This window comes from Priestia sp. ABM2_011 (assembly GCF_056158845.1).
In genome coordinates, this window is record NZ_JBSWUB010000001.1 from 3993877 (window position 1) to 4016170 (window position 22294).

At 37.8% G+C, this 22294-nt stretch carries 23 protein-coding genes and 2 riboswitches; of the genes, 11 read left to right on the forward strand and 12 right to left on the reverse strand.

Annotated features, from left to right (window positions below):
- Window positions 1-57 precede the first annotated feature (57 nt).
- On the forward strand, window positions 58-570 hold the full coding sequence (locus ACXAE4_RS21255; RefSeq protein ID WP_289578824.1) for a L,D-transpeptidase family protein: 513 nt from the start codon (window positions 58-60) through the stop codon (window positions 568-570).
- 260 nt (window positions 571-830) lie between these two features.
- Window positions 831-1298 carry a YkyB family protein gene (locus ACXAE4_RS21260; RefSeq protein WP_013056025.1) on the forward strand — a complete coding sequence of 156 codons (468 nt, stop codon included), beginning with the start codon at window positions 831-833 and terminating at the stop codon, window positions 1296-1298.
- A 50-nt stretch (window positions 1299-1348) separates the two neighbouring features.
- Here the strand turns inward: ACXAE4_RS21260 and ACXAE4_RS21265 are convergent, their stop codons facing one another.
- Window positions 1349-2254, reverse strand: a complete 906-nt coding sequence (locus ACXAE4_RS21265; RefSeq protein ID WP_033578400.1) for a chemotaxis protein — start codon at window positions 2252-2254, stop codon at window positions 1349-1351.
- Between the two features lie 297 nt (window positions 2255-2551).
- Between ACXAE4_RS21265 and ACXAE4_RS21270 the strand changes: the two genes are divergently transcribed.
- From ACXAE4_RS21270 to ACXAE4_RS21290, 5 genes are all read left to right on the forward strand, one after another.
- On the forward strand, window positions 2552-3151 hold the full coding sequence (locus ACXAE4_RS21270) for a TetR/AcrR family transcriptional regulator (RefSeq protein WP_013082269.1): 600 nt from the start codon (window positions 2552-2554) through the stop codon (window positions 3149-3151).
- A gap of 113 nt (window positions 3152-3264) precedes the next feature.
- Window positions 3265-3459 (forward strand): hypothetical protein, encoded by a 195-nt coding sequence (locus ACXAE4_RS21275; protein ID WP_013056022.1) that lies wholly within the window; start codon window positions 3265-3267, stop codon window positions 3457-3459.
- 203 nt (window positions 3460-3662) lie between these two features.
- Window positions 3663-3884, forward strand: coding sequence for an IDEAL domain-containing protein (locus ACXAE4_RS21280; protein ID WP_047751393.1), 222 nt, complete (start codon window positions 3663-3665; stop codon window positions 3882-3884).
- Between the two features lie 96 nt (window positions 3885-3980).
- Window positions 3981-5144: an aminotransferase A gene (locus ACXAE4_RS21285; RefSeq protein ID WP_289578823.1), complete on the forward strand. Its 1164-nt coding sequence runs from the start codon at window positions 3981-3983 to the stop codon at window positions 5142-5144.
- 152 nt (window positions 5145-5296) lie between these two features.
- Entirely contained in the window at window positions 5297-5908 is a 612-nt protein-coding gene (locus ACXAE4_RS21290; protein WP_014461024.1) for a nitroreductase family protein, read from the forward strand.
- A gap of 36 nt (window positions 5909-5944) precedes the next feature.
- On the opposite strand, the gene ACXAE4_RS21295 is transcribed toward ACXAE4_RS21290, so the two are convergent.
- Entirely contained in the window at window positions 5945-6730 is a 786-nt protein-coding gene (locus tag ACXAE4_RS21295; protein ID WP_028414127.1) for an SDR family oxidoreductase, read from the reverse strand.
- Between the two features lie 140 nt (window positions 6731-6870).
- Between ACXAE4_RS21295 and ACXAE4_RS21300 the strand changes: the two genes are divergently transcribed.
- Entirely contained in the window at window positions 6871-7566 is a 696-nt protein-coding gene (locus ACXAE4_RS21300) for a GNAT family N-acetyltransferase (RefSeq protein WP_033578397.1), read from the forward strand.
- 139 nt (window positions 7567-7705) lie between these two features.
- Here the strand turns inward: ACXAE4_RS21300 and ACXAE4_RS21305 are convergent, their stop codons facing one another.
- Complete coding sequence (locus ACXAE4_RS21305) at window positions 7706-8482, reverse strand: hypothetical protein (RefSeq protein ID WP_033578396.1); 777 nt, start codon at window positions 8480-8482, stop codon at window positions 7706-7708.
- 241 nt (window positions 8483-8723) lie between these two features.
- On the opposite strand from ACXAE4_RS21305, the gene ACXAE4_RS21310 reads away from it, so the two are divergent.
- The 3 genes from ACXAE4_RS21310 to ACXAE4_RS21320 all read left to right on the forward strand — a co-directional run bounded on the left by ACXAE4_RS21310 (window position 8724) and on the right by ACXAE4_RS21320 (window position 11148).
- Entirely contained in the window at window positions 8724-9599 is an 876-nt protein-coding gene (locus ACXAE4_RS21310; protein ID WP_033578395.1) for a LysR family transcriptional regulator, read from the forward strand.
- Window positions 9600-10096: 497 nt separating this feature from the next.
- Window positions 10097-10465, forward strand: coding sequence for a CidA/LrgA family holin-like protein (locus ACXAE4_RS21315; protein WP_014461029.1), 369 nt, complete (start codon window positions 10097-10099; stop codon window positions 10463-10465).
- Window positions 10462-11148, forward strand: a complete 687-nt coding sequence (locus tag ACXAE4_RS21320) for an LrgB family protein (RefSeq protein ID WP_013056013.1) — start codon at window positions 10462-10464, stop codon at window positions 11146-11148. The genes ACXAE4_RS21315 and ACXAE4_RS21320 overlap by 4 nt, the downstream gene beginning before the upstream one ends.
- Before the next feature lie 41 nt (window positions 11149-11189).
- On the opposite strand, the gene ptsP is transcribed toward ACXAE4_RS21320, so the two are convergent.
- From ptsP to ACXAE4_RS21365, 9 genes are all read right to left on the reverse strand, one after another.
- Window positions 11190-12911, reverse strand: a complete 1722-nt coding sequence (gene ptsP, locus ACXAE4_RS21325; RefSeq protein WP_045292764.1) for a phosphoenolpyruvate--protein phosphotransferase — start codon at window positions 12909-12911, stop codon at window positions 11190-11192.
- A complete protein-coding gene (locus tag ACXAE4_RS21330) occupies window positions 12911-13177 on the reverse strand; it encodes a phosphocarrier protein HPr (RefSeq protein ID WP_013056011.1) in 267 nt (88 codons plus the stop codon). The genes ptsP and ACXAE4_RS21330 overlap by 1 nt, the downstream gene beginning before the upstream one ends.
- A gap of 18 nt (window positions 13178-13195) precedes the next feature.
- Entirely contained in the window at window positions 13196-15250 is a 2055-nt protein-coding gene (ptsG, locus tag ACXAE4_RS21335; RefSeq protein ID WP_028414132.1) for a glucose-specific PTS transporter subunit IIBC, read from the reverse strand.
- Window positions 15251-15520: 270 nt separating this feature from the next.
- Complete coding sequence (gene glcT / locus ACXAE4_RS21340) at window positions 15521-16369, reverse strand: glucose PTS transporter transcription antiterminator GlcT (RefSeq protein WP_165635676.1); 849 nt, start codon at window positions 16367-16369, stop codon at window positions 15521-15523.
- Window positions 16370-16500: 131 nt separating this feature from the next.
- Window positions 16501-17373 (reverse strand): hypothetical protein, encoded by an 873-nt coding sequence (locus ACXAE4_RS21345; RefSeq protein WP_165635675.1) that lies wholly within the window; start codon window positions 17371-17373, stop codon window positions 16501-16503.
- 382 nt (window positions 17374-17755) lie between these two features.
- Window positions 17756-18226, reverse strand: coding sequence for a 6,7-dimethyl-8-ribityllumazine synthase (gene ribH / locus ACXAE4_RS21350; RefSeq protein WP_013056007.1), 471 nt, complete (start codon window positions 18224-18226; stop codon window positions 17756-17758).
- Between the two features lie 91 nt (window positions 18227-18317).
- A complete protein-coding gene (locus ACXAE4_RS21355) occupies window positions 18318-19511 on the reverse strand; it encodes a bifunctional 3,4-dihydroxy-2-butanone-4-phosphate synthase/GTP cyclohydrolase II (RefSeq protein WP_028414135.1) in 1194 nt (397 codons plus the stop codon).
- Between the two features lie 16 nt (window positions 19512-19527).
- On the reverse strand, window positions 19528-20187 hold the full coding sequence (ribE, locus tag ACXAE4_RS21360) for a riboflavin synthase (protein ID WP_028414136.1): 660 nt from the start codon (window positions 20185-20187) through the stop codon (window positions 19528-19530).
- A 278-nt stretch (window positions 20188-20465) separates the two neighbouring features.
- Window positions 20466-20616: riboswitch (FMN riboswitch) on the reverse strand.
- Between the two features lie 106 nt (window positions 20617-20722).
- Window positions 20723-21757 (reverse strand): YkvI family membrane protein, encoded by a 1035-nt coding sequence (locus ACXAE4_RS21365; protein ID WP_223546455.1) that lies wholly within the window; start codon window positions 21755-21757, stop codon window positions 20723-20725.
- Between the two features lie 332 nt (window positions 21758-22089).
- A riboswitch (SAM riboswitch) is annotated at window positions 22090-22196 on the forward strand.
- Window positions 22197-22294: the final 98 nt, after the last annotated feature.

Sequence of the window (22294 nt, forward strand, 5' to 3'; positions counted from 1 at the left end):
TACTTTTTTCAATCGTATACTGTTACAGCATAGTCATATATCAAAGGAGCGAAGTTAATGAGATATATAGTAAAGCGCGGTGAAACCTGGCAAAGCGTTTCAGGTGACTACCGGATTCCGGTTGAAGACCTGTGGATGGCTAATCCTTTTGTAAGCCATCATGCGCTGAAGCCTGGGCAAGTAATCATCATTCCAAACCTCCCCGATAAAGAGCTCATTCCTTACACGATCCACGTGTTTATTGCTGAAAAACAGCTTGAGTTACGAAGAAATAATATCATACAAAAAGTCTATCCCATTGCAGCAGGAAAAATGCTGAGCGCAACCCCTACTGGAGACTTTGTTATCGTTAACCGGGAACCAAACCCCGGGGGGCCTTTTGGTACAATGTGGCTAAGCTTGTCTAAAAAGTCATATGGCATTCACGGAACAAATAATCCAAGTTCTATTGGAAAAGCCGTATCCAAAGGATGCATTCGCATGTATAATGCCCAAGTAAATGAGCTAGCTCAAATTGTGCCAAATGGTACTGGTGTTTATATTCGCCCTTCTCGACGAATGGCTCAATAGTTCAGGATTTACTAATTAATGATTGTTTAACTGTGCGAGCAGCATTTTTAAAAATAGAAAGTATAGCGTGCTGTTCCACTTTACTTGTATAAGGAAGCGTAACAAAACAAACCCTATACATAGGAAATTTCATTAATTACCAAAATACTTCTTCGTGTAATTATTTTCAAATGGGACAAGACACGCTATAATGAACGTATCAGCTTTCACCTTTCACCTTATAGGTTGAACAGCTGATATGATAGAAAGGGAGTGAACGTATGTCTCAAGCAAATGGACAAGGCTCTTTGACCCCGTCTGTATCTGAGATTGCACAAGCTATTTTCACTGTAAATCGTCACGCAAAAGCTGCTCCTGATCCTAAGCAGTTATATACGTTAAAAAAAATTGCATTAGATCAACTAATTTTAGAAGGAAAAGCAAAAAAAGAAGGACTTCACTTTTCGCCAAACCCTGGTAAAAGTCAACAAAAATCAGATGTACTTGTATCAGTTGGAGACTACTTTTTCCATATGCCTCCAAAGAAAGAAGACTTCAAAGAGTTATCACACCTCGGCCATTTAAACCATCAGTATCGAAATCCCAAAACGACTATGTCATTATCTTATGCGAAGCGCTTATTATCTAAATATACGGGTCATCTCGTACAGCCGGCTAAAAGCCCTGTTTCGACTCCAAGAAAACGGCAAGCACCTGTGTTTAAACCGCTGGGTAAAAGTTATTTTTAAAAAAAGTGCCTGAAGTGGAGCAATCTGCTTTCAGGCACTTTTTTGTCTTCCTACAAAATATAGAGATCAATCAACTCAACAAGCTCTCCGATTTCCGGCTTACTTACTTGTCCTTCCGCTCCTACCATTTTTCCCTTGTGACGTAAATCTTCTGTGATAAGAGAAGAGAAAATAATAACTGGAAGGATAGAAAGCTGAGGATTTTCTTTCACTTTTTTAGTTAAATGATGGCCATCCATTTGCGGCATTTCTATATCTGTAATAAGCAGCTGGACTTGATCACTGATTTCCACTCCTTTATCGATCACCGAGCTTAGATAGTTCCATGCTTCCTCACCGTTCTCGAAAAATTCCGTGTTCTCATAACCTGCTTGTGCAAGAGTATCTTCAATCATTCGGCGCAGCAGCGGCGAGTCTTCAGCCACGACAATCTTTTTATTAGAACGTTCTCTAGCCCCTAGCTTTTTTATTTTCGACTGATTAATACCCGCATCAGGGTTCACATCAGAAATCAACTTTTCGAAGTCTAACAGCAGAAGCATTTGCCCGTTTAATTTTACCACTCCAGTAATCTGCGTTTCCAAACCTTGATACAAATCTGAAGGCTTCTCAATTTCTTTCCAAGAAATACGGTGAATTTGCGTTACTGCGTGTGTGTGAAAGACTATTTTTTGCTGATTGAACTCTGTGACGATTAACTTATCTTTTTCCGGCGTATTTGAAGGTTCCATTTTTAACGCTTTTGCTATGTCAACGACAGGAAGAACTTCTCCTCTTAGCTCTATAATACCTTCTATGTAAGAATGCGCATTTGGAACAGGTGTAATAGATACAGGATTAATAATCTCTCTAACTTTTACTACATTGATGCCAAATAAAACATTTCCTATCTCAAATTCGACAATTTCCAGTTCGTTTGTACCACTTTCTAACAGTATTCCTTTATCTTGATTCATATCACTTACTCCTCTCATCTCACCCGCTTATCTAATAGTCCATATTTCCTATTATAGTGACCGCCTCTTATATCCGTAAAGAAAAATTTTCTTATTTTATTATCCTTTTTCCCTAAAACATATACATAAAATATTGTTTTACGAATTAACAGAATATTATATACTATATAAAAACATGAGCGTTGATCCCTTTCGTCTTATCCTCTGCTCAGTTTTTTACTTGCTCTACTTTACTTCTCTATACTAGCTTATGAACTTGAGTCAAACGACCACTCCTATTCAAATGAGGTGTAATTTATGAACAGAGGATTACAAAAAGAAGAAACAAAAAAACGCATTCAAAAAGCAGCTATCTCTTTATTCCAACAGCAGGGATATCAAAAAACGACTGTGTCTCAAATTACGCATGAAGCGGGTGTAGCAAAGGGAACATTTTTTAATTACTTCAAAACAAAAGAAGAAGTTCTTCATTACCTTGGAATTAATTTCACAAACCGTATCTCCTATAAATTAGAACAGCTCCTTCAAACCGAAGAATCAACTGCTGCCATTGTTAAACAACTGTTTTTATTACTAGCACAATCAAACGAAGAAGCGAACCCTCACCTAATCCGTTCTTGGTTTCATATTGCTATTACCAACAGTTCCTTTCAACAATCTGAAATTCTTCAAATTGAAAAAATGCGCGCTCATTTTACAAAAGTTTTTCAAACAGGACAAGACCGTGGTGAACTTATAGTTGATATCCCTGCGGAAGAAATGGCTTCTATTGCTATACTTAATTTTTTTGGCACCCTTCTCTACTGGTGTACTAACCAACCCGACTCTGCTACCCTTCAAGAAAGAATAGACAAGTCGGTTACTCTTCTATTTAGAGGGTTTCTTATTCATTCCTAAAAGCCTGTTCACAAATTTTTAACAAGAAATCGAAGATAGCTGTGGACTCTACAGCCAAAACGGTTTATACTACACAAAGTGAATGAATAATCTTAAAAGAAGGTGTTCGTAATATGAAAGGCTCCGTCATTCTTTTTAATGACGATAATGAAATGACCATTATTGAAAACGTAGAAGAAGCTGTATATCAAGATATTAAAGAACAAGAAGGCTCTGATCACTGCGTTGTCACATTGGACGATCATGAAGTTGATTTTGGCTACGTTTCCCCCGTTTATTGGCGTGAAGGCCAAATACACACTGACTAATATACAAGACCTGCATATATATGCAGGTCTTTTTATTCACTTATTTTTTTGAATCTAGAATTGAGCGTGAAGCAAGGAACCTCTGATTTCCTAACACATACCTTAGCACATTCGCAGTTAAAAACAGGGTTAACAACTATATAGAAAGGGTACATTTCAAGTAATAGAAGCTGCGTTTTATTTTAAAAAAGGAGGTTTATGTTATGAGTTCTTATCGAAAAAATATGAATCACTATCCTCACTCATCTCAGTACACACCTTACCAACACTATTACGCAAAAGAGGCCAATCGTATTTTGACGACTATGAGTACAAACTTTAATAAACAGCATTTGAAATCTCTTATCGACGATGCGTTAGATAACAGAGATGAAGAACAATTTTATGAACTAACAACTGCTTATAATAAGCTATATAACACCTAACTTAAAACCACTATTTGCAAAATGCGCAAATAGTGGTTTTTTACCTATTTTCATTGTGATAAAATGAGTTGAAAATACGCGGAAGGATTTGAAACCATGGAGCACTTAATCAATAAACGTGTCAAAGAAATTGAACTATCAGGAATACGTACATTTTATAATATGGTCTCACAATACCAAGATGTTTTATCCCTCACAATTGGACAACCTGACTTCTTAACACCACAGCATGTAAAAGAAGCGGCAAAATCTGCAATTGATGGTAACCAAACTTCTTATACCCACAATGCTGGAACAATCGAACTGCGCGAGGCAGCAGCTCAATTTGTCAAAGAAAAATATGACTTGCACTATAACCCAGCGGATGAAGTAATTGTGACCATTGGAGCTAGTCAAGCAATTGATATTGCTCTTCGCACCATTTTAGAAGAAGATTCCGAAGTTATTTTGCCTGGACCTGTTTATCCAGGATACGAACCGCTTATCCGGTTAAACGGGGCTAAACCTGTACATATTGATACAACCGAAACAGGATTTCGACTAACTGCGGATTTAATCGAACAACATTTGACCTCTAAAACAAGATGCGTCATCTTACCTTATCCGTCTAATCCTACAGGCGTGACGTTGTCACAGCAAGAATTAGAAAAAATTTCCGCTCTTTTAAGCGATAAAAATATTTTTGTACTATCTGATGAAATATACAGCGAGCTCGTTTTTGATAAAAAACATCAGTCCATTGCCTCCATTTCATCTATGAGAGAGAAAACAATTGTTATTAACGGAGTATCAAAGTCTCACTCCATGACGGGCTGGCGAATTGGTCTTTTATTTGCTCCTTCTTATTTAGCCAAACATATTTTAAAAGTTCATCAATACAACGTGAGCTGTGCTTCTTCTGTCTCTCAAGCAGCTGCACTCGAGGCACTGACAGCAGGTAAAAACGATGCGGTGGATATGAAAAAAGAATACGAACAAAGACTGAATTATGTGTATGACCGACTAGTAAACATGGGATTTGACGTAGAAAAGCCGACTGGTGCTTTTTATATCTTCCCTTCTATCCAGAACTTCCACAGTAATTCATTTGATTTTGCCCTGGAGTTAGTCAAAGAAGCGGGTGTTGCACTAGTACCCGGCAGCGCTTTTTCTTCCCACGGTGAAGGATATGTACGCCTGTCGTATGCGTATTCCATGAACACGCTGCGTGAAGCCTGTGATCGAATTGAAGCTTATCTTACATCTCGTCAATCACGTTAAACCGATGGTAAGAAGTGTATGCATTTTTTTGTGAGTGATAGCACATAAGAGCGGGTATACTAGAAGCATATAAATTGACTTCAATAGTGTATCATTATAAAATGTGCATCGATTCACTAAAGAAATACATACTTTTAACGGAGGTTTTTATTATGACAAAAGATTTTTTTGATGTGGTAAATGAACGTACATCGATTCGAGAATATGACTCTTCAGCTAAATTAAGCAAAGAAGAATTAACGGAACTTTTAGAAGCAACAGTGAAGTCACCATCAGCTTGGAACTTACAGCACTGGCATTTCGTTGTTATTACAGACCAAGATGCGAAAGAACGTCTACTTCCAATTGCTTACAACCAAAAACAAATTACAGAAGCAGGCGCTGTAGTAGCTGTGTTAGGTGATTTAGAAGCCAATAAAAATGTAGATGACGTGTACAACCCACTAGTCGAAGCAGGTCACATGACAGAAGACGTAAAAAACATTTTGTCAGGACAAATTAACGGCGCTTATAAAAACGGTGCTTTCGCCCGCGATGCCGCGTTTACAAATGCTTCGCTTGCATCTATGACATTCATGCTTGCAGCAAAAGCAAAAGGATATGACACATGTTCAATGGGCGGATTTAACGCACAAAAATTTGTAGAAGAGTTTAAAATTGAGGATCGATACATTCCAGTTATGCTTATTTCAGTTGGAAAAGCAGCTAAAGAAGCACATGCTAGCGATCGTTTACCATTAGATCAAGTTACAACTTGGATTTAACAAAAAACCCTGCAGCTGCAGGGTTTTTCTATGTAACTAAATGGATTTCACCATGCCTCCGTCGATTAGAAACGACTGGCCTGTCATATATGAATTCGCTCCCGAAACAAAGAAAGCAACGGCTTTAGCAAACTCTTCAGGCTGACCGTAGCGCTTAAGAGGAATTTGGTTTCTCATCTCTTCTTCAACTTCTAAAACGTCTACTCCCATTTTTTCAGCACGAATGGTATCTAGCTCTTTCACTCGGTCTGTTGCAATTCTTCCTGGCGCAACCGTGTTAATTAAGATACCGTCCTCTGCTAGTTCTGAAGCAAGTGTTTTCGTAAGTCCCACGATTCCTGTACGGAAGGTATTTGACAGAATAAGTCCAGCAATTGGCTCTTTAATGGAAGAAGAAGCAATATTGACAATACGTCCTCCGCTCTTTTTCATAAAGGGCACTACCTCACGAATAATACGAATATAGCTGAGGAGATTTAACTCAAATGCCTGCTTCCAATCATCATCTGTTAACGAAAGGAAGTTCCCAGCTTTAGGACCTCCTGTATTATTAATTAAAATATCAATAGTTCCAAACGTATCTACTGTATATTGAATAACATCTTGAATGTCCTCTGTTTTTGTAACGTCTGCCGTTTTATGTAACACTTGTCCGCTTCCAAGGTATGAAATCTCTTCTGCTACTTGGGCTAGTTTCTCTTCTGAACGACTTGCAATCATAACGTTTGCGCCTTCTTCTGCGAGTCTAGCAGCAATCGCTTTGCCAAGCCCTTGGCTGGCTGCAAATACAAGCGCTGTTTTTCCTTTTAATTCAACATCCATTTCTTTCACCTCATCTAATAGTTCGAATCTTTTTAACTTTATCACGTTCTCGTCAAATTCTTCAATAAATATGAAATAATTTCTTTTTTCCATATGGTATAATTATCTGAAAATTATTTCTTAAAGGAGGAAAAAAAGCAGTGTATAAAAAGCAATGCTTTGTCTTTCATCAAAATAAGCCTGTAATATGTACGGTACGATCATATACATCGAATGATTTTGATGAGTTGATTCGGATTCAAGAAGAAAGTTTTCCCCCTCCTTTCCCTTCTGAATTATTATGGAGTAAAGATCAGTTAAATAACCATGTTTCCCTTTTTCCGGATGGAGCGCTATGTGTGGAGATAGACGGGACAATATGCGGATCTATCACAAGCGCGATTGTTTCAGTGGAAGGAAATGCGGCTCACACATGGGATGAAGTAACAGGAAGCGGATATATTCATACGCACGACCCTTCTGGTAATACGCTTTATGTAGTGGACGTGTGCGTCACTCCTTCGCATCGATCAATGGGGCTTGGGAAGCTGCTGTTGCAGTCTTTATATGAAGTGGTGATTCATTACAAGTTAGAAAGGCTGCTCGGCGGGTGCCGCATCCCTGGATACGCACCAGTGTCTTCCTTGTACACGCCCGTTGAATATATGAACCTTGTATCAGCCGGAACTCTCTACGACCCCGTTATGACCTTTTTGATGCGCTGTGGCAGAACGCCTATTGGCCTCGCAGCAAACTATATTGAAGATGAAGATTCACACAACTACGCCGTACTAATGGAATGGAAAAATCCATTTTATACGTCTATTCAAAAAGAGGCTGGGACAAAAGCATTTTAGCCCAAGTGAAAAACGAACCATTAATCAACATGTTTGATTAGTGGTTCGTTTTTTTGTGATGGTGAATATAGTTTTATCTGTCTCGTTCCTTCTAGCAGTTGATTGGATTCATTACGTTATGTCTCAACTTCTTTTTAGATTATTGAACTTCTTCAATGCTCCACTCCAGTTCTTTATGAGTCAGAACAAGATGCGCCTGCAATTTACTCATCTCTTTGTGCTCAAACCGATCATTATACATTTCATTCATATCGTCAAAATCACCGATTGTATACAAAGGAATTTTAATATCTTTACGGGATTGAACCATATGTTCAAAATCAATAAACAAACCGTCATTCGTTAAAGTAAGAAGCGTATTTGCTAACACGAGCGGCAAAATCGGATATTCTAACTTCTTCCTTCTAAATACAAATCTTTTTTGCTTAATTGCTGACATTTTTAACGGAATGATTCGACTTAAAATGTGCTTCATATCATACACGTCTCGAAAATAGATTTTGTTATAAAATCCATCATCGTGAGCTAAATAAACAAATTGATTACCGAGTTTATTATTAAATGGCGAATTGAGCGGTTTTTTTAAATGACCTAAATACAGCAGCGCTGCAATATCTTGAGGTTCTAACAAATCCAACGAAGATATATCCTCAAAATCAATCCAACAAAAATCGCCATAATTATAAACATCATCCTCTGCTAAAAGATGAATTTGTTCTTCTTCTACATAGTCCATATGGGTTTGGTAATGGTAATCACTGTCTTCAAAACCGTGCTTTAACAATAATATATTTGCAAGCGGCGTAGGAAGGGAATGATAAAACTCTTTAAATTCAATTCCATATGTAATAAAGCATTTTTTATTTACATGGCCATTAATATAAACGATATCTCTTATTTCATCTGCTTTACTCAACCGTTCTAACCACCTTATTGATTGATTCTGTGATCGATATGTAACCGTTCTACTGATTTATATATTATACTTCTAAAATAAACAATGTGTAAATATATATTGTTGGCAATTTCTTTTGTATTCACTCCCCCTTCTACTGATCATTTTATTGGATAGGACAGAAAGGTATAGAGCTGATCGTGAATGTGGTAGAATGTGTGTATCTTATTAATTAGCATGTATGAACACGGAGGTATACAAAATGGATGTTCGCCATTTGCATTACTTAACAGAAGTGGCTAAACATAAAAATTTCACAAGAGCTTCTGAAGCGCTGCATATTTCTCAACCTTCTCTCAGTAAAATGGTTAAATCATTAGAAGAAGAGCTCGGCACACCTTTGTTTGATCGCGCTGGCAAACAAGTGCAGCTTACCGATGCAGGAATAATTGTGTACGAGCAAGCTGAAAGCATTTTATCTTCTCTCCGAGATTTATCGGATTCCCTCTATGATTTAATGCATTTAAAAAGAGGAACCATCAAAATAGGCATTCCCCCTATTATTGGTACATTGTTTTTTCCTACTATTATTAAAGCATTTCGAGAGCAATACCCTGAGATTGATATTCAATTAGTGGAATATGGCGCTAAAAGAATGCAAAAGTTTGTGGAACAAGGAGAAGTGGACGTGGGGGTAGTTTTACTTCCAGTTGATGAAAATATGTTCTTTACGACTCCTTTAGCTCGAGAAACGCTGCAGCTTGTTGTGCATAAATCTCATCCGTTGGCTCAGCATTCTACGATTTCATTAAAAGAGTTAAAAGACGAAACGCTTATTTCCTTTCATGAAGACTTCACCATGCATGAAATGGTCTATAACGAATGTTTAAAAAATGGATTTACGCCTAATATTGCTTTTAAAAGCTCTCAGTGGGACTTCATTGGAGAGCTGGTAGCTGCTAATCTCGGCATTGCTCTTTTCCCTTATTCACTATGTGAAAAGCTTGATTTGGAGCATATGAAAGTAATTAATCTCGAGAATGCTATTCCATGGGAAATTGCTTTAATTGTTAAAAAAGATCGATATATCTCTTATGCTACGCAGGCTTTTATTGATTATATTAAAAGTACAGTTTAACAAAGCTAAGACAAAAGTAGTTTAATTAAAAATCCGAACGAGCCTGATTCTCCATCAAGAATCAAACTCGTTCGGATTTTTTTCATGGCGGTGTAACAAGTCATTCATACTAAATCATTTATCCCATTGGTTCGTCTTTAGATTGAATGGATGTAGGCATGTCACAATTTCTTTTTTTGATTGCCTTTTATTAAATAATTACACCTTATATTTCACAAACGCTTTTTTGAAAAGGTTACCAACGCATTTGTAAAGAGATTTCTTGCGACTATAACTAAAAAGAATAGTTATCATAGTTATTATATATTTCATATTATAGTCGTTTTTTTGTAAGATAAGTGTGTAGCATTCATTTACTTAAGTTGTATCCCCATTTGCAAAATCCAAATAGTTTCTCTTTTCCCATGATGGAGTCGTCTTTTCAGCATAGACGACTCCATTATTGTCTCAACAAACTAGGAATGAATGAATAAAAACATAAATAAAGGAGGCTAATCATGAAACTGATTATGGTGATTTTACAGATTTTATTACTAACGGCTCTGTTTTTAATAGGAGAAAGTATTTCACAGTGGTTTGACCTCCCAGTGCCAGGTAGTATCATCGGATTTTTCTTACTGTTTTTCTTACTGTACTTTAAAGTAATTAAATTAAGCTGGGTTGAACAAGGTGGAACACTGTTAGTGGGAGAACTATTATTATTTTTCATACCAGCCGTCGTTGGACTCATCAATTATGGAGATGTATTGATGCATTTTGGAATCCAGATTGTGATTATTATCACAATCAGTACGATTATTGTGATGTCTGTAACGGGAATCATTGCAGAACATATTTCAAGAAGAAAGGAAGGTTCGCTAAAATGACATTACTCACATGGATTGCTCTTCCGCTTACACTGCTCGTTTATGTCGGCACAAAAGTGCTCTATAAAAAATATAAGTCTATGCTAGTTTCCCCTATTTTACTAGCCCCCATTCTTTTAATTGGCATCTTATTAGTAACGAATGGCTCTTATGATCATTATAAGCAAGGCGCCAGTGCTATTAGCTTTATGCTTGGACCAGCAACCGTTGCTTTTGCTGTTCCTATGTTTAAATACTTTGATTTACTCAAAAAACATCGTGTTGAAATCAGCTTAAGCGTAGGGCTCGGAACGTTTGCTGCCATGATTTCTTCCATGCTGTTAGCATTAGTGTTTCATTTACAATCAACGCTGGTTCATAGCTTGATTCCAAGATCGGTGACGATTCCTATTGCTGTTAATGTATCTCAGACGCTAGGAGGAGATCCGAATATTACCATTATGTTTGTGATTATAACCGGTGTAGTGGGATGTATGGTCGCTCCAAAACTCATTAAGCTCCTCGCACTGCACTCTTCTCTAGCAAGAGGTCTTCTTTTAGGCGTAGCTTCTCATGGGACAGGTACAGCAAGAGCTTTTGAATTTGGAAAAATTGAAGGTACTTTTTCTAGCCTTGGCATGATCGTAGCAGCACTTCTTACAATGCTGTTTGCGAATATGCTTCTGCCTACTATTTTCGCTTAAAAGATAAAAAAGGTGTGATCATATATGATCACACCTTTTTATTATCCAATATGAAAAGTTGATTTTACGAACTCAATAACTTCTTCCGTAGAAGACATTGATAGAATTGTATCTAAATGAGGTTCGATATCAGCTTTTGATAATTGACGGATTTGAGAACGAGCTTTCAGAATAGATGTTGCACTCATTGAGAATTCATCTAAGCCTAAGCCTAAAAGAATTGGAATGGCAATCTCATCTCCTGCCATCTCTCCGCACATGCCTACCCACTTACCTTCTTTGTGAGCCGCTTTGATTACCATATTCACTAAGCGAAGAATCGCTGGGTTATACGGTTGGTATAAATAAGACACGCGCTCATTCATGCGGTCAGCAGCAAGCGTGTATTGAATTAAATCGTTTGTTCCGATAGAGAAGAAATCTACTTCTTTAGCAAATAAATCTGCGATTACCGCTGAAGAAGGAATCTCTACCATCATCCCTACTTCGATGTCTTCCGAAACTTGTACGCCTTCTTGTTGAAGTTTAGCTTTTTCTTCTAAAAGAATAGCTTTTGCTTGACGGAACTCATCAACAGTAGCGATCATAGGAAACATAATTTTCAGATTACCGTATACGCTTGCACGTAGAAGCGCACGAAGCTGTGTACGGAACATGTCTTGCATCTCTAGACATAAGCGAATGGCACGGAATCCTAAGAATGGGTTCATTTCTTTTGGTAGATTTAAATAAGGAAGCTCTTTGTCTCCACCAATATCAAGAGTACGAACAACCACTGGTTTGCCTTCCATACGTTCAAGAACTGTTTTATAAGAAGTAAACTGCTCTTCTTCTGTCGGAAGCTCTTCGCGGCCCATATATAAGAATTCTGTACGATAAAGGCCAACGCCTTCCCCGCCGTTTTCTAATACGCCTTTTACATCTTCTGGTGTACCAATGTTAGCTGCAAGTTCAACGTGATGATCATCAGCTGAAACCGTTTTTTCATTTACAAGCTTAGCCCACTCAGCTTTTTGTTCTGCATACTCAGCGGCTTTTTTCTCGTAAGCTTTTACTGTTTCTTCGCTTGGATCAACGATAACTTCGCCATCTAAACCATCAACAATTACTAATACGCCGTTTTGAATGTCTTCCATAACTGTTTTTGTACCTACAACAGCTGGGATTTCCATTGAACGCGCCATAATTGCTGAGTGAGAAGTACGTCCGCCAATATCTGTTGTAAATCCTTTTACGAACTTACGATTTAACTGTGCTGTATCAGACGGCGTTAAATCTTCTGCGATAATGACAACTTCTTCTGAGATTAAGCTTGGATTTGAAACGTTTACACCTAAAAGATGAGCTAATACACGTTTTGTTACGTCACGGATATCAGCAGCACGTTCTTTCATATATTCATTGTCCATTGACTCAAACATATTAATAAACATTGCCGCTACTTCATCAAGTGCATGTTCAGCGTTTACATTTTCATTCGTAATTTTATCTTTAATTGGATTAATAAGTTCAGGATCGCTTAGAACTAATAAGTGAGCTTCAAAGATTTCTGCTTTGTCATCTCCAAGTTCTTTACGAGCGTGCTCTCTAATAATTTCAAGTTCTGATTTTGATTTTTCTAGCGCAGCTTCTAGACGTGCTACTTCTGCTTCAACTTCAGTTACTGATTTTTTTTCAACGGTTAATTCTGGATTTTCTAGACGAAATGCTTTAGCAATAGCAATGCCGCTAGAAGCGGCAATGCCTTGAATTTCCTTTGTCATTATTCGCCTAATCCTTCTTTGCTCATTGTATCTTCAAGAGCAGCAAGTGCATCTGCTTCGTCAGAACCTTCTGCAGAGATAGTGATTGTAGCGCCTTTTTGAATACCTAAAGACATAACGCCCATGATTGATTTTAAGTTTACAGTTTTACCGTTGAATTCTAAGTTGATGTCAGAATCAAATTTGCTTGCTGCTTGTACTAAAGTTGTTGCTGGACGTGCGTGAATTCCTGAGTCTGCTGTTACTGTAAATGTTTTTTGTGCCATGTTAAATCAATCTCCTTTTTACTTTGAAATGTTAATAATATTTGCTTCTTGTTGAGAAACTTGGCCCTGCTTTAAGATATCAATTTTTTCATCAGCTTGTAAATTCGTGAAAATGATCGGCGTAATCGTCGATGGCGCATTTTCTTTTACAAAGTCTAAATCAATTTTCAATAGAGGCTGTCCTTTTTTCACTTCATCGCCTTGGGCAACTAAAGCTTCAAAACCTTCGCCTTTTAAATTAACTGTATCAATACCAACGTGAATTAAAATTTCACGTCCAGTCGTTGATTCAATACCTAAAGCATGTTTCGTCGGGAATAAGTTTACTATTTTTCCGTCCACTGGTGCAACTACTGTGCCTGTTTTCGGAATAATCGCAAAACCGTCACCCATTAATTTTTGTGAAAATACCTGATCTGGTACTTCCGATAAAGGTACCAATTCTCCCTCAATCGGTGAAACAATATCATTACCATTATCGCTTCCTACTTCAGATGTTGCAACAGGTTTTTCAATTGTTTTTGTCTCTTCTTTTGTGACAACCGGTGTTTTGCCATTCATAATGTCTTGAATTTGACCTTTTAACGTGTCAGATTTCGGACCGAAAATAGCTTGAATATTGTTACCAACTTCAAGAACACCAGCTGCTCCAAGTTTTTTCAAGCGGTTTTTATCAACGTTACCCACATCATCTACTGAAACACGTAAACGCGTAATACAAGCATCTAAATGTGTAATGTTTTCTTTACCGCCAAGTGCAGCCAAAATATTTGTCGGAAGCTCTGCTGCTTCTACTTTTACATCTTCTTCTCCTTCTTCTTTATCTTCACGACCCGGTGTTTTTAAGTTAAATTTACGGATTGCAAAGCGGAAACCGAAGTAGTAGATAACTGCTAGAACTAAACCTACTGGAATAACTAGCCACCATGCTGTGCGGTTTTGCATAACTCCAAATAGAACGTAATCGATAACCCCACCTGAGAATGTCATACCGATTTTAACATTTAATAATTGCATAACCATAAACGACAAACCAGCAAATACTGCGTGAATCGCAAATAATACTGGTGCTACGAATAAGAACGAGAACTCAAGCGGCTCTGTAATACCCGTTAAGAAAGATGTTAAAGCAGCTGAACCCATGATACCAGCTACATATTTTTTGTTTTCAGGACGCGCTTCGTGATAAATCGCAAGAGCGGCTGCTGGCAATCCGAACATCATGAACGGGAATTTACCAACTTGGAATGTTCCTGCTGTTAAAGGCACGCCATCTGCTAATTGAGCAAAGAAAATCTTTTGGTCACCATGAATATGTTGACCTGCTTTATTGACATAATCACCAAACTCAAACCAGAACGGAGAGTAGAAGATGTGATGAAGTCCAAATGGAATTAATGAACGTTCAATTAATCCAAATACAAACGCTGATAAAGTTGGGTTTGCATCAATCATGTTGGTAGAGAAAGCATTTAATCCGCTTTGAATTGGCGGCCAAATGAAAATCATAATAACACCTAAAAGAATTGAAAATACCCCAGTAATAATTGGTACAAATCGTTTTCCTGCAAAGAACCCTAAGTAAGATGGTAATTCAATATTGAAATAACGATTATACATGGATGAAGCTAAAATACCTACTATGATACCCCCGAATACACCCGTAGCTAACGTAGGAATTCCTAAGATGCTAGTGTAAGCTGGATTAGCACCCATTTTGTCAGGATCTAGTTGTCCTGTAGCAACTAAGATTGTGCTCATCGTTTTGTTCATAATTAAGTAACCTACGATTGCAGCAATACCTGCTACACCGTCACCACCGGCTAAACCAACGGCAACACCAACGGCAAACAATAGCGATAAGTTGTCAAATACGATTTGACCCGCCTGCGACAAAACATTTGAAACTAATTGAACCCAGTCTGCACCAAGTGCCGGTACTGCATCCAACAATGTAGGGTTTTGAAGCGCTGTCCCTACTCCAAGTAAAATCCCTGCTGCCGGTAAAATCGCAACCGGTAGCATAAGCGCTTTTCCGACTTTTTGTAATACTCCAAAAAGTTTTTTAAACATGGCGCTTACCTCCTTTTATATATTTAGTGTGCAACAAGCTATTTATTTGATACGTGAATCATTAACGCGCTTTCATAAAACGCTTTCTTTAACTAGAAAACTCATTACATCTCCTGGTGTTATGAGGCGAAGTCTTCAATGATTGCGCTTTCTTATAACAAAAAAAGGCATGAGGAAAAAGAAACGACAAATGGATACACTCATCCAATTACACATCGCTTCATTTCTCACTCATGCCTGATCGTATCAGTAACACGTATTGAAATGATTTTATAAATCCGTTTTTGTTATAAGTCGCTGCAAATGCATCGTTAAGTAAACTGCTTCTGCTTCATACACAGGTAAATGTAACGCTTGCTGCATTACTTTTATCACTTTCCAAGACACATTGTAACACAGAGGATATTCTTCTTTCAATAGCAAAGCAATTTTTTTTGGCTCTTCTATTTTTTCTCCTGTTTTTACTCGATCAATGGCAAAATGTAAATGACGAATCAATCTCATATAGTGTACAGATTCTTTGTCTACCTGCAGATGAAGCGATTCTTCAATCACATTAATAATCGTTTGAATAAGCTGCGAGTCTTGATTCACTTCCAGCAGATTTTTTTCAGTCAGCGCGCTGTGAATATGTAGCGCAATAAAACCAATCTCTCCTACTGGAAGCTTCACGCCTATTTTACGACTAATAATTTCTACCACTTCAGATGCGATCGTGTATTCCTCTGGATATAAGGCTTTTGTTTCAAGTAAAAATGGATTTTTAAGCCCCATTCCCTGCTGAAAACGTTTTATCGCAAACGCGATATGATCCGTCAATGAAATGTGTATATGCTCATTCAAAGGAATGTTAACACGCTTTTGAATGTGCGTTACAATATCATTCATCATTTCAATCACGTCTTCATCCACCTGAGCTAAAAGCTGCTTGTACTGTTCTTGCTCTTCTTCACTCTTTAACAAAAACATTTTCTCCACGGCTTTTGCATCGATTTCATCGCCTTTTTTCTTATTGAACCCTATTCCTTTCCCAATTAGCACAACTTCATCATAGGTAAGGTGTTTAGCAATTAAAACATTATTATTAAGTACCTTTTCTACAAAAAAGGACTCTTTCACGAATCCTTCACTCCCCTGTTTCGGCTTTCTATTATTTGCTTTCCTATCTTACAAATAATACGCATAACCGTCAATTCATTTTTCTTTGTTTCAAATATTATTGAACTAAACTATTTGAGTTACGTATTATCTTAGTAGTTCTTTGCTGGAAACGCAACGTCTTTTTTGCTCGTCCCATAACAATTTTTCATAATAAAGTTTTGAAGCATAACGCTCAGAATGAATACACCCGCTTGTAAAAGCGTAAAAAGAACAAGTGAAGTGGTAATAGATACCAGTAAAATCCCATAGTGAATTAGTAAAATATCTACTATACGCAGCCCCGCTATAATGATCCCAGCTCCAATAAAAAATTCTTTGACTACACTCCAAACGAGGAGAATCGTAACAATACAAACATAAATCATCGTTGCATTTACGGAATCATGAGTAGCCGACGCAAACCATCCCGTATAAAACCAATTATTATGAAAGTATGCTAACAGCAGAAACATAATAGTAGAAGTAATGGCGAGCATTCCCAGAAAAAATGTAGCGTAATGCACAAATGTCATATACCGTTCTGTTAGCCATACATACCAAATCTTTGAAATACTAAAGCCTATAGTCATTAAAACGCCTGTATAAATTGTTTTCCACCAGTGATGTGTATAAATATCCCAGTGTAAAAATAATTCTTCAATCCCCATAAACATAGCCGAAATGATTAAAATATAGCGGAATTTTAATTGATAAGCAGCTACCACCATAGCCATGATTGGAAAAGCAAACGTTTGAGAAGTTAAGGACCCAAACAAATTATCAAAATATTCATTGGTCATAAAATCAGGATCGTACTCGTAACTTTCAAACAACACAAATACAACATACTCTAGTACATAAGCCATTCCAATGATAAAAAAAAGCAAAACGACTAGCCTTTTATCTTTTTTACGTATGAATACTGTAAGCAAAACGGCTGTGCTGATAATAATCAATGCAAAAAAAGCAGTATAATGAGGCATAGACGTCTCCCTTTTACGACCTAATTATTACTTAGAGTAAGACGTTTTAGCTAAATTATACATAGCTAGCTGCTATTCAAAAGAGATTGAGACATACTACATCAATCCAATCTAAAGGCGAACAAATCGGATACATGAGATAGTATGGATCGCTTGCTGCACTGCAGGTGATTTCCCTGCAAGTCTTCGCTTTCCCTACAGGAGCCTTCGCCCTGCTCTCCACTCAACAGTTAGAAGCCTACATACAGGAAACCTACGTTGTAATGTAACCCTAACCATGAAAAAATCCGAACGATTCATCGTTCGGATCTTCTTTCAACTACCATACTTTTGTTTCAGCCTCTTTTAACTCTTTAGTTTACAAAAACTGGAATGACCTCTATTATCCTTCAATCATTTTTGAAAGGTTAGCCATTTCGATAGCTGATGCTGCAGCTTCCCATCCTTTGTTTCCTGCTTTTGTTCCTGCACGTTCAATTGCTTGCTCAATTGTTTCAGTTGTTAATACACCAAAGATAATTGGTACGCCTGTTTGTAAGCTTTGAGATGCAACGCCTTTTGCTACTTCATTACATACAAAATCAAAGTGTGGAGTAGCTCCTCGAATAACCGTTCCTAGCGTAATAACCGCGTCATATTTTTTAGATTCAGCTAATTTTTTAGCGATTAATGGAATTTCATAAGCGCCCGGTACCCAAGCCACGTCTACATCTTCATCAGCTACGCCGTGACGTTTAAGCGCATCTTCTGCTCCACTAAGTAAACGCCCCGTAATAAATTCATTAAAACGCCCTACCACGATTCCGATTTTTAATCCTGTGCCAACTAAATTTCCTTCATATAAATGATTCATCTCTTGTTCCTCCTGCTAGTAGTAATATATAGTTATTTACATTTCTTTTCATGAATTAGCTTCATTTGTTATAACGAAAAAAAGTGTAAACTTATAAATGTAATAAATGACCTAGTTTTTTAGCTTTGGTATCTAAGTATTTTTTATTGGCATCCACTGCCGGCATTTGAAGAGGCACTCTCTCTACCACTTCAAGGTCGTAGCCTTTTAGCCCAGTAATTTTGCGAGGATTGTTCGTTAAAAGCTTCATTTGTTTGACTCCAAGGTCCTTTAAGATTTGAGCACCGATTCCATACTCTCGTAAATCCGCAGCAAACCCGAGTTTTTCATTCGCTTCTACGGTATCGTATCCTTCTTCCTGCAGCTTATATGCTCTTAGCTTATTTAATAAGCCAATACCTCTGCCCTCTTGACGCATATACAGCAGAATGCCGCGTCCTTCTTCTTCAATTTGCGTAAGAGCTGCGTGAAGCTGAGGACCGCAGTCACAGCGCTCAGAGCCAAACACATCTCCAGTCAAGCACTCGGAGTGAACCCGCACGAGAACGGGGCTATTATGATCGATATCACCCTTGATAAGAGCCACATGTTCTTTATTATCAAGTTTATTTGTATATCCTACAGCCTTAAAATCACCAAATGCCGTAGGTAAGCTTACTTCTACTTCACGGCTAATCAGCTGGTCATGTTTGCGGCGGTAGGCAATCAAATCTTTTATTGTAATCATTTTTAAATCAAATTGCTCTGCAATCTTTGTTAAATCCGGTACGCGTGCCATTGTTCCATCTTCATTCATGATTTCACAAATAACACCCGCAGGCTTTCCTCCTGCTAACACGGCTAAATCAACAGCGGCCTCTGTATGACCCGCACGCTGCAGAACGCCCCCGTCTTTTGCAATCAACGGAAAAATGTGTCCTGGTCGTTGGAAATCACTTGCTACCGTTGCTTCATTTACAAGAGCCATAACGGTAGCAGAACGTTCGTACGCACTGATACCTGTTGTACTTGAAATATGATCAATACTTACTGTAAATGCTGTTCCATGTACATCCGTATTGTTCACTACCATCGGGTGAAGATTCAATTTATGCGCAATTTCTTCATTAACAGGTGTACAAATTAATCCTCTTCCATGAGTAGCCATAAAGTTAATAACCTCAGGCGTCGTTTTTTCGGCTAATGCAATAAAATCTCCTTCATTTTCTCGATCTTCATCGTCGCATACAATAACCACTTTTCCCTTTTTTAACTCTTCAATGGCTTCTTCTACTTTATGAAACATCTCTTTCACCCCACTGTTAATTTGTAAAACCATGCTGCTGCAATAAATCCTTCATATTACCTGACCGATTCGAGGCGCCAGGAGTTGACTTGTTAGCCATCATCTGATGCATATATTTAGCTAACATATCGCATTCAATATTCACCTTGTCTCCTCGCTGTTTGTCTCCCACGACTGTGTGAAGCACCGTATGAGGAATAAGAGAAATAGTAAATGATTGATTGCTGACATCAAAAATAGTAAGACTTGTTCCGTCTACAGAAACAGATCCTTTTAACATCATAAATTCACGAAGTTCAGGATCCACTTGAATTTCATAATAAAAGGCATTTCCTTTACGTGTTTTGCTTACAATGGTTCCAATTCCATCAACGTGTCCGCTGACGAAATGCCCTCCAAACCGGCCATTTGCAGCCATCGCCCGTTCTAAGTTAACACGTGATCCAACGGTTAGAAGCTGCAGGGTACTTGCTTTAATCGTCTCCGGCATGACGTCGACCGTAAATTCATTTTGAGAGTAAGCCGTTACGGTTAAACAAACGCCGTTAACTGAAATACTGTCCCCTAAGTTCACATCTTCTAACACGGTCTTCGCATCAATCGTAAGAACAATTGCTTCTGTAGCCTTTTGAATCCGTTTTATTTTTCCAATTTCTTCAATAATACCTGTGAACATTTTCTTCACCTGCTTTGGCGCTATTCCAACTTCTTATGCCGTTTTGAAATAGCAGCTGCTTTTTTTTCATATTTATCTTTCCCCCAACCACTGAAAATAAAAAAGCCCCTTGAACAAATGTCCAAGGGGTCGGCTGAGCTGAATCAGTTTTATCTATGCAAAATTCCGCTAATTGTATACGAAATAAACAGTTATGTTTTGTGTACAAAAACAAGGGTAGCTTTAAAAAAGGCAAACCTGTCCCTTATTAATACAACACAAAAAAACAACTGTGCTTCCTGATCCTTCTCCCATCCAGACTTTTACTGTCGGCTCTAGATTTTAACTAGATCCACCGCTAACATACATCGTATGAAAACGGGTCACGGGCTTAAAAGCATATGCTTTATCACCGCCGGTTGGGACTTACACCCGACCCCGAAGGATAATATATTCGACTGCTAGAGTCTTATTTGTTTTACATTATAGCAAAGTAAAATCGACTTGTCACATCATTTAACTTCGTTTTTCACATCTGTTCTGCAAAATCCAGCTTTTAGCTTATTTTTTCTTTTTTAATACATAGCATCCATACAAAAGCTAGTCCAATATAGCCAAATATCGGATACAAAAACTCAAGAAGCTGAGCATATCCAAATTGCCCGATAATAAAGCATGCCAAGATAATAAACGCAAAAGCTTGTTTGTCATTCAGGGGAAGAAATGATTGAAGCTGTTTAGCGATTCCAAATACATTTCCAATCAATGTAGTAAAAATCTCACCTAACACAACTACCGTAAATAAAACATTCACCCACGCTGAGATATTTTTAACAACGGCACTCATCGGAATATCAAGTTGAAATGAATAAGGCAAATTGGAAAGGGCAAGATGAGTAGAAACAAGCATAAACGTAAGTACACATCCTCCTATTACGGCCCCTTTTTTGATCACGCTCTTATCTTTCACGGAGCTTCCTAATGGAACTAAAACGGCCTGAGCCAAAGCTAGATTTAGGGAAATATATAAAAAGGGACTAACCGCCCACTTCCACTGTGTGACGAGCGTTAAGTCTGGCTTCGTTTGAATCAGTGAGAAATAGCTGACATTTGGCACAAAGATGATAAAAGCAAATGAAAGCATCATCGGCACAACAAGAGAATTAACCATTAAAATACCGTTAATTCCTCTTGCGATAAATATATAAGTTAAAACAATTGTACAAATCATCCCAACAGGAGGCCACAGCCCGAACTGTTCTTTTCCTATTGCCCCCGTACTCGCTAGCATGACTGAAGTTACTCCAAATAAAATGACGATCATTACACCGTTTACCGCTTTTCCAAGTACATCACCAAATAAATATGTATTAAGCTGCTGATAAGAAGAAGCCCCAATTGCGTGCGAAAGCAGCATCATTTTCGAACCTAGCCAAATAAAAAACAAGCCGCTGACCAAAATTCCAACCATTCCAAGTTCCCCGTACTGTGTAAAAAATTGAACAATTTCCTTGCCTGTTGCAAAACCGGCTCCTACAACGGTGCCTACATACGTAGCAGCAACCTGCAGCGTGAGTTTCCACCTTTTCATGCCCATCACCCTTCTACCCTTCATAGTTCACTATATGTAGAAACGGTTAAAAAAAGACGAGCCTTTTATATGTAAATCCTCGCCTCACCCGGTGCTGTTCCTTTTTCGTTTTTTTATTTCCTTCTTGTTTTTTTCATGAAAACCCTTTATCCCTTAACATAACGGCAGTTTTCAAACAAAATATACGGATATTTTCCCTTTAGCTTTTAAATTTTCCTCAATATTTGCTGGAAATTCACAATTTACTGTTGTATAATTTCTAAAAATCAGATAAATTATTAAATAAGTATTCTTTCTATTTAAAAAAATATGTTTCAATTATATACAATTGATTCTTATCATGAGAGGTGGAGGGACTGGCCCTTTGAAACCTCAGCAACCAGTCGTTAGAGACATGGTGCTAAATCCAGCAAGCAATTTATTGCTTGGAAGATAAGAAGGCGAAAAAAGTCTTCTTCTTAAGAAGACTTTTTCTATTTTATCGGCATATTGCATAAAACGAATCACTCGTGAAATAGAAGCGGAACAATTTAAGGA

Bases quoted from the DNA above. Each gene is read 5' to 3' on its own strand.
- ACXAE4_RS21255 (WP_289578824.1), top strand. From the start codon at position 58: ATGAGATATATAGTAAAGCGCGGTGAAACCTGGCAAAGCGTTTCAGGT.
- ACXAE4_RS21260 (WP_013056025.1), top strand. From the start codon at position 831: ATGTCTCAAGCAAATGGACAAGGCTCTTTGACCCCGTCTGTATCTGAG.
- ACXAE4_RS21265 (WP_033578400.1), bottom strand. From the start codon at position 2,254: ATGAATCAAGATAAAGGAATACTGTTAGAAAGTGGTACAAACGAACTG.
- ACXAE4_RS21270 (WP_013082269.1), top strand. From the start codon at position 2,552: ATGAACAGAGGATTACAAAAAGAAGAAACAAAAAAACGCATTCAAAAA.
- ACXAE4_RS21275 (WP_013056022.1), top strand. From the start codon at position 3,265: ATGAAAGGCTCCGTCATTCTTTTTAATGACGATAATGAAATGACCATT.
- ACXAE4_RS21280 (WP_047751393.1), top strand. From the start codon at position 3,663: ATGAGTTCTTATCGAAAAAATATGAATCACTATCCTCACTCATCTCAG.
- ACXAE4_RS21285 (WP_289578823.1), top strand. From the start codon at position 3,981: ATGGAGCACTTAATCAATAAACGTGTCAAAGAAATTGAACTATCAGGA.
- ACXAE4_RS21290 (WP_014461024.1), top strand. From the start codon at position 5,297: ATGACAAAAGATTTTTTTGATGTGGTAAATGAACGTACATCGATTCGA.
- ACXAE4_RS21295 (WP_028414127.1), bottom strand. From the start codon at position 6,730: ATGGATGTTGAATTAAAAGGAAAAACAGCGCTTGTATTTGCAGCCAGC.
- ACXAE4_RS21310 (WP_033578395.1), top strand. From the start codon at position 8,724: ATGGATGTTCGCCATTTGCATTACTTAACAGAAGTGGCTAAACATAAA.
- ACXAE4_RS21315 (WP_014461029.1), top strand. From the start codon at position 10,097: ATGAAACTGATTATGGTGATTTTACAGATTTTATTACTAACGGCTCTG.
- ACXAE4_RS21320 (WP_013056013.1), top strand. From the start codon at position 10,462: ATGACATTACTCACATGGATTGCTCTTCCGCTTACACTGCTCGTTTAT.
- ptsP (WP_045292764.1), bottom strand. From the start codon at position 12,911: ATGACAAAGGAAATTCAAGGCATTGCCGCTTCTAGCGGCATTGCTATT.
- ACXAE4_RS21330 (WP_013056011.1), bottom strand. From the start codon at position 13,177: ATGGCACAAAAAACATTTACAGTAACAGCAGACTCAGGAATTCACGCA.
- ptsG (WP_028414132.1), bottom strand. From the start codon at position 15,250: ATGTTTAAAAAACTTTTTGGAGTATTACAAAAAGTCGGAAAAGCGCTT.
- ACXAE4_RS21345 (WP_165635675.1), bottom strand. From the start codon at position 17,373: ATGCCTCATTATACTGCTTTTTTTGCATTGATTATTATCAGCACAGCC.
- ribH (WP_013056007.1), bottom strand. From the start codon at position 18,226: ATGAATCATTTATATGAAGGAAATTTAGTTGGCACAGGATTAAAAATC.
- ACXAE4_RS21355 (WP_028414135.1), bottom strand. From the start codon at position 19,511: ATGTTTCATAAAGTAGAAGAAGCCATTGAAGAGTTAAAAAAGGGAAAA.
- ribE (WP_028414136.1), bottom strand. From the start codon at position 20,187: ATGTTCACAGGTATTATTGAAGAAATTGGAAAAATAAAACGGATTCAA.
- ACXAE4_RS21365 (WP_223546455.1), bottom strand. From the start codon at position 21,757: ATGAAAAGGTGGAAACTCACGCTGCAGGTTGCTGCTACGTATGTAGGC.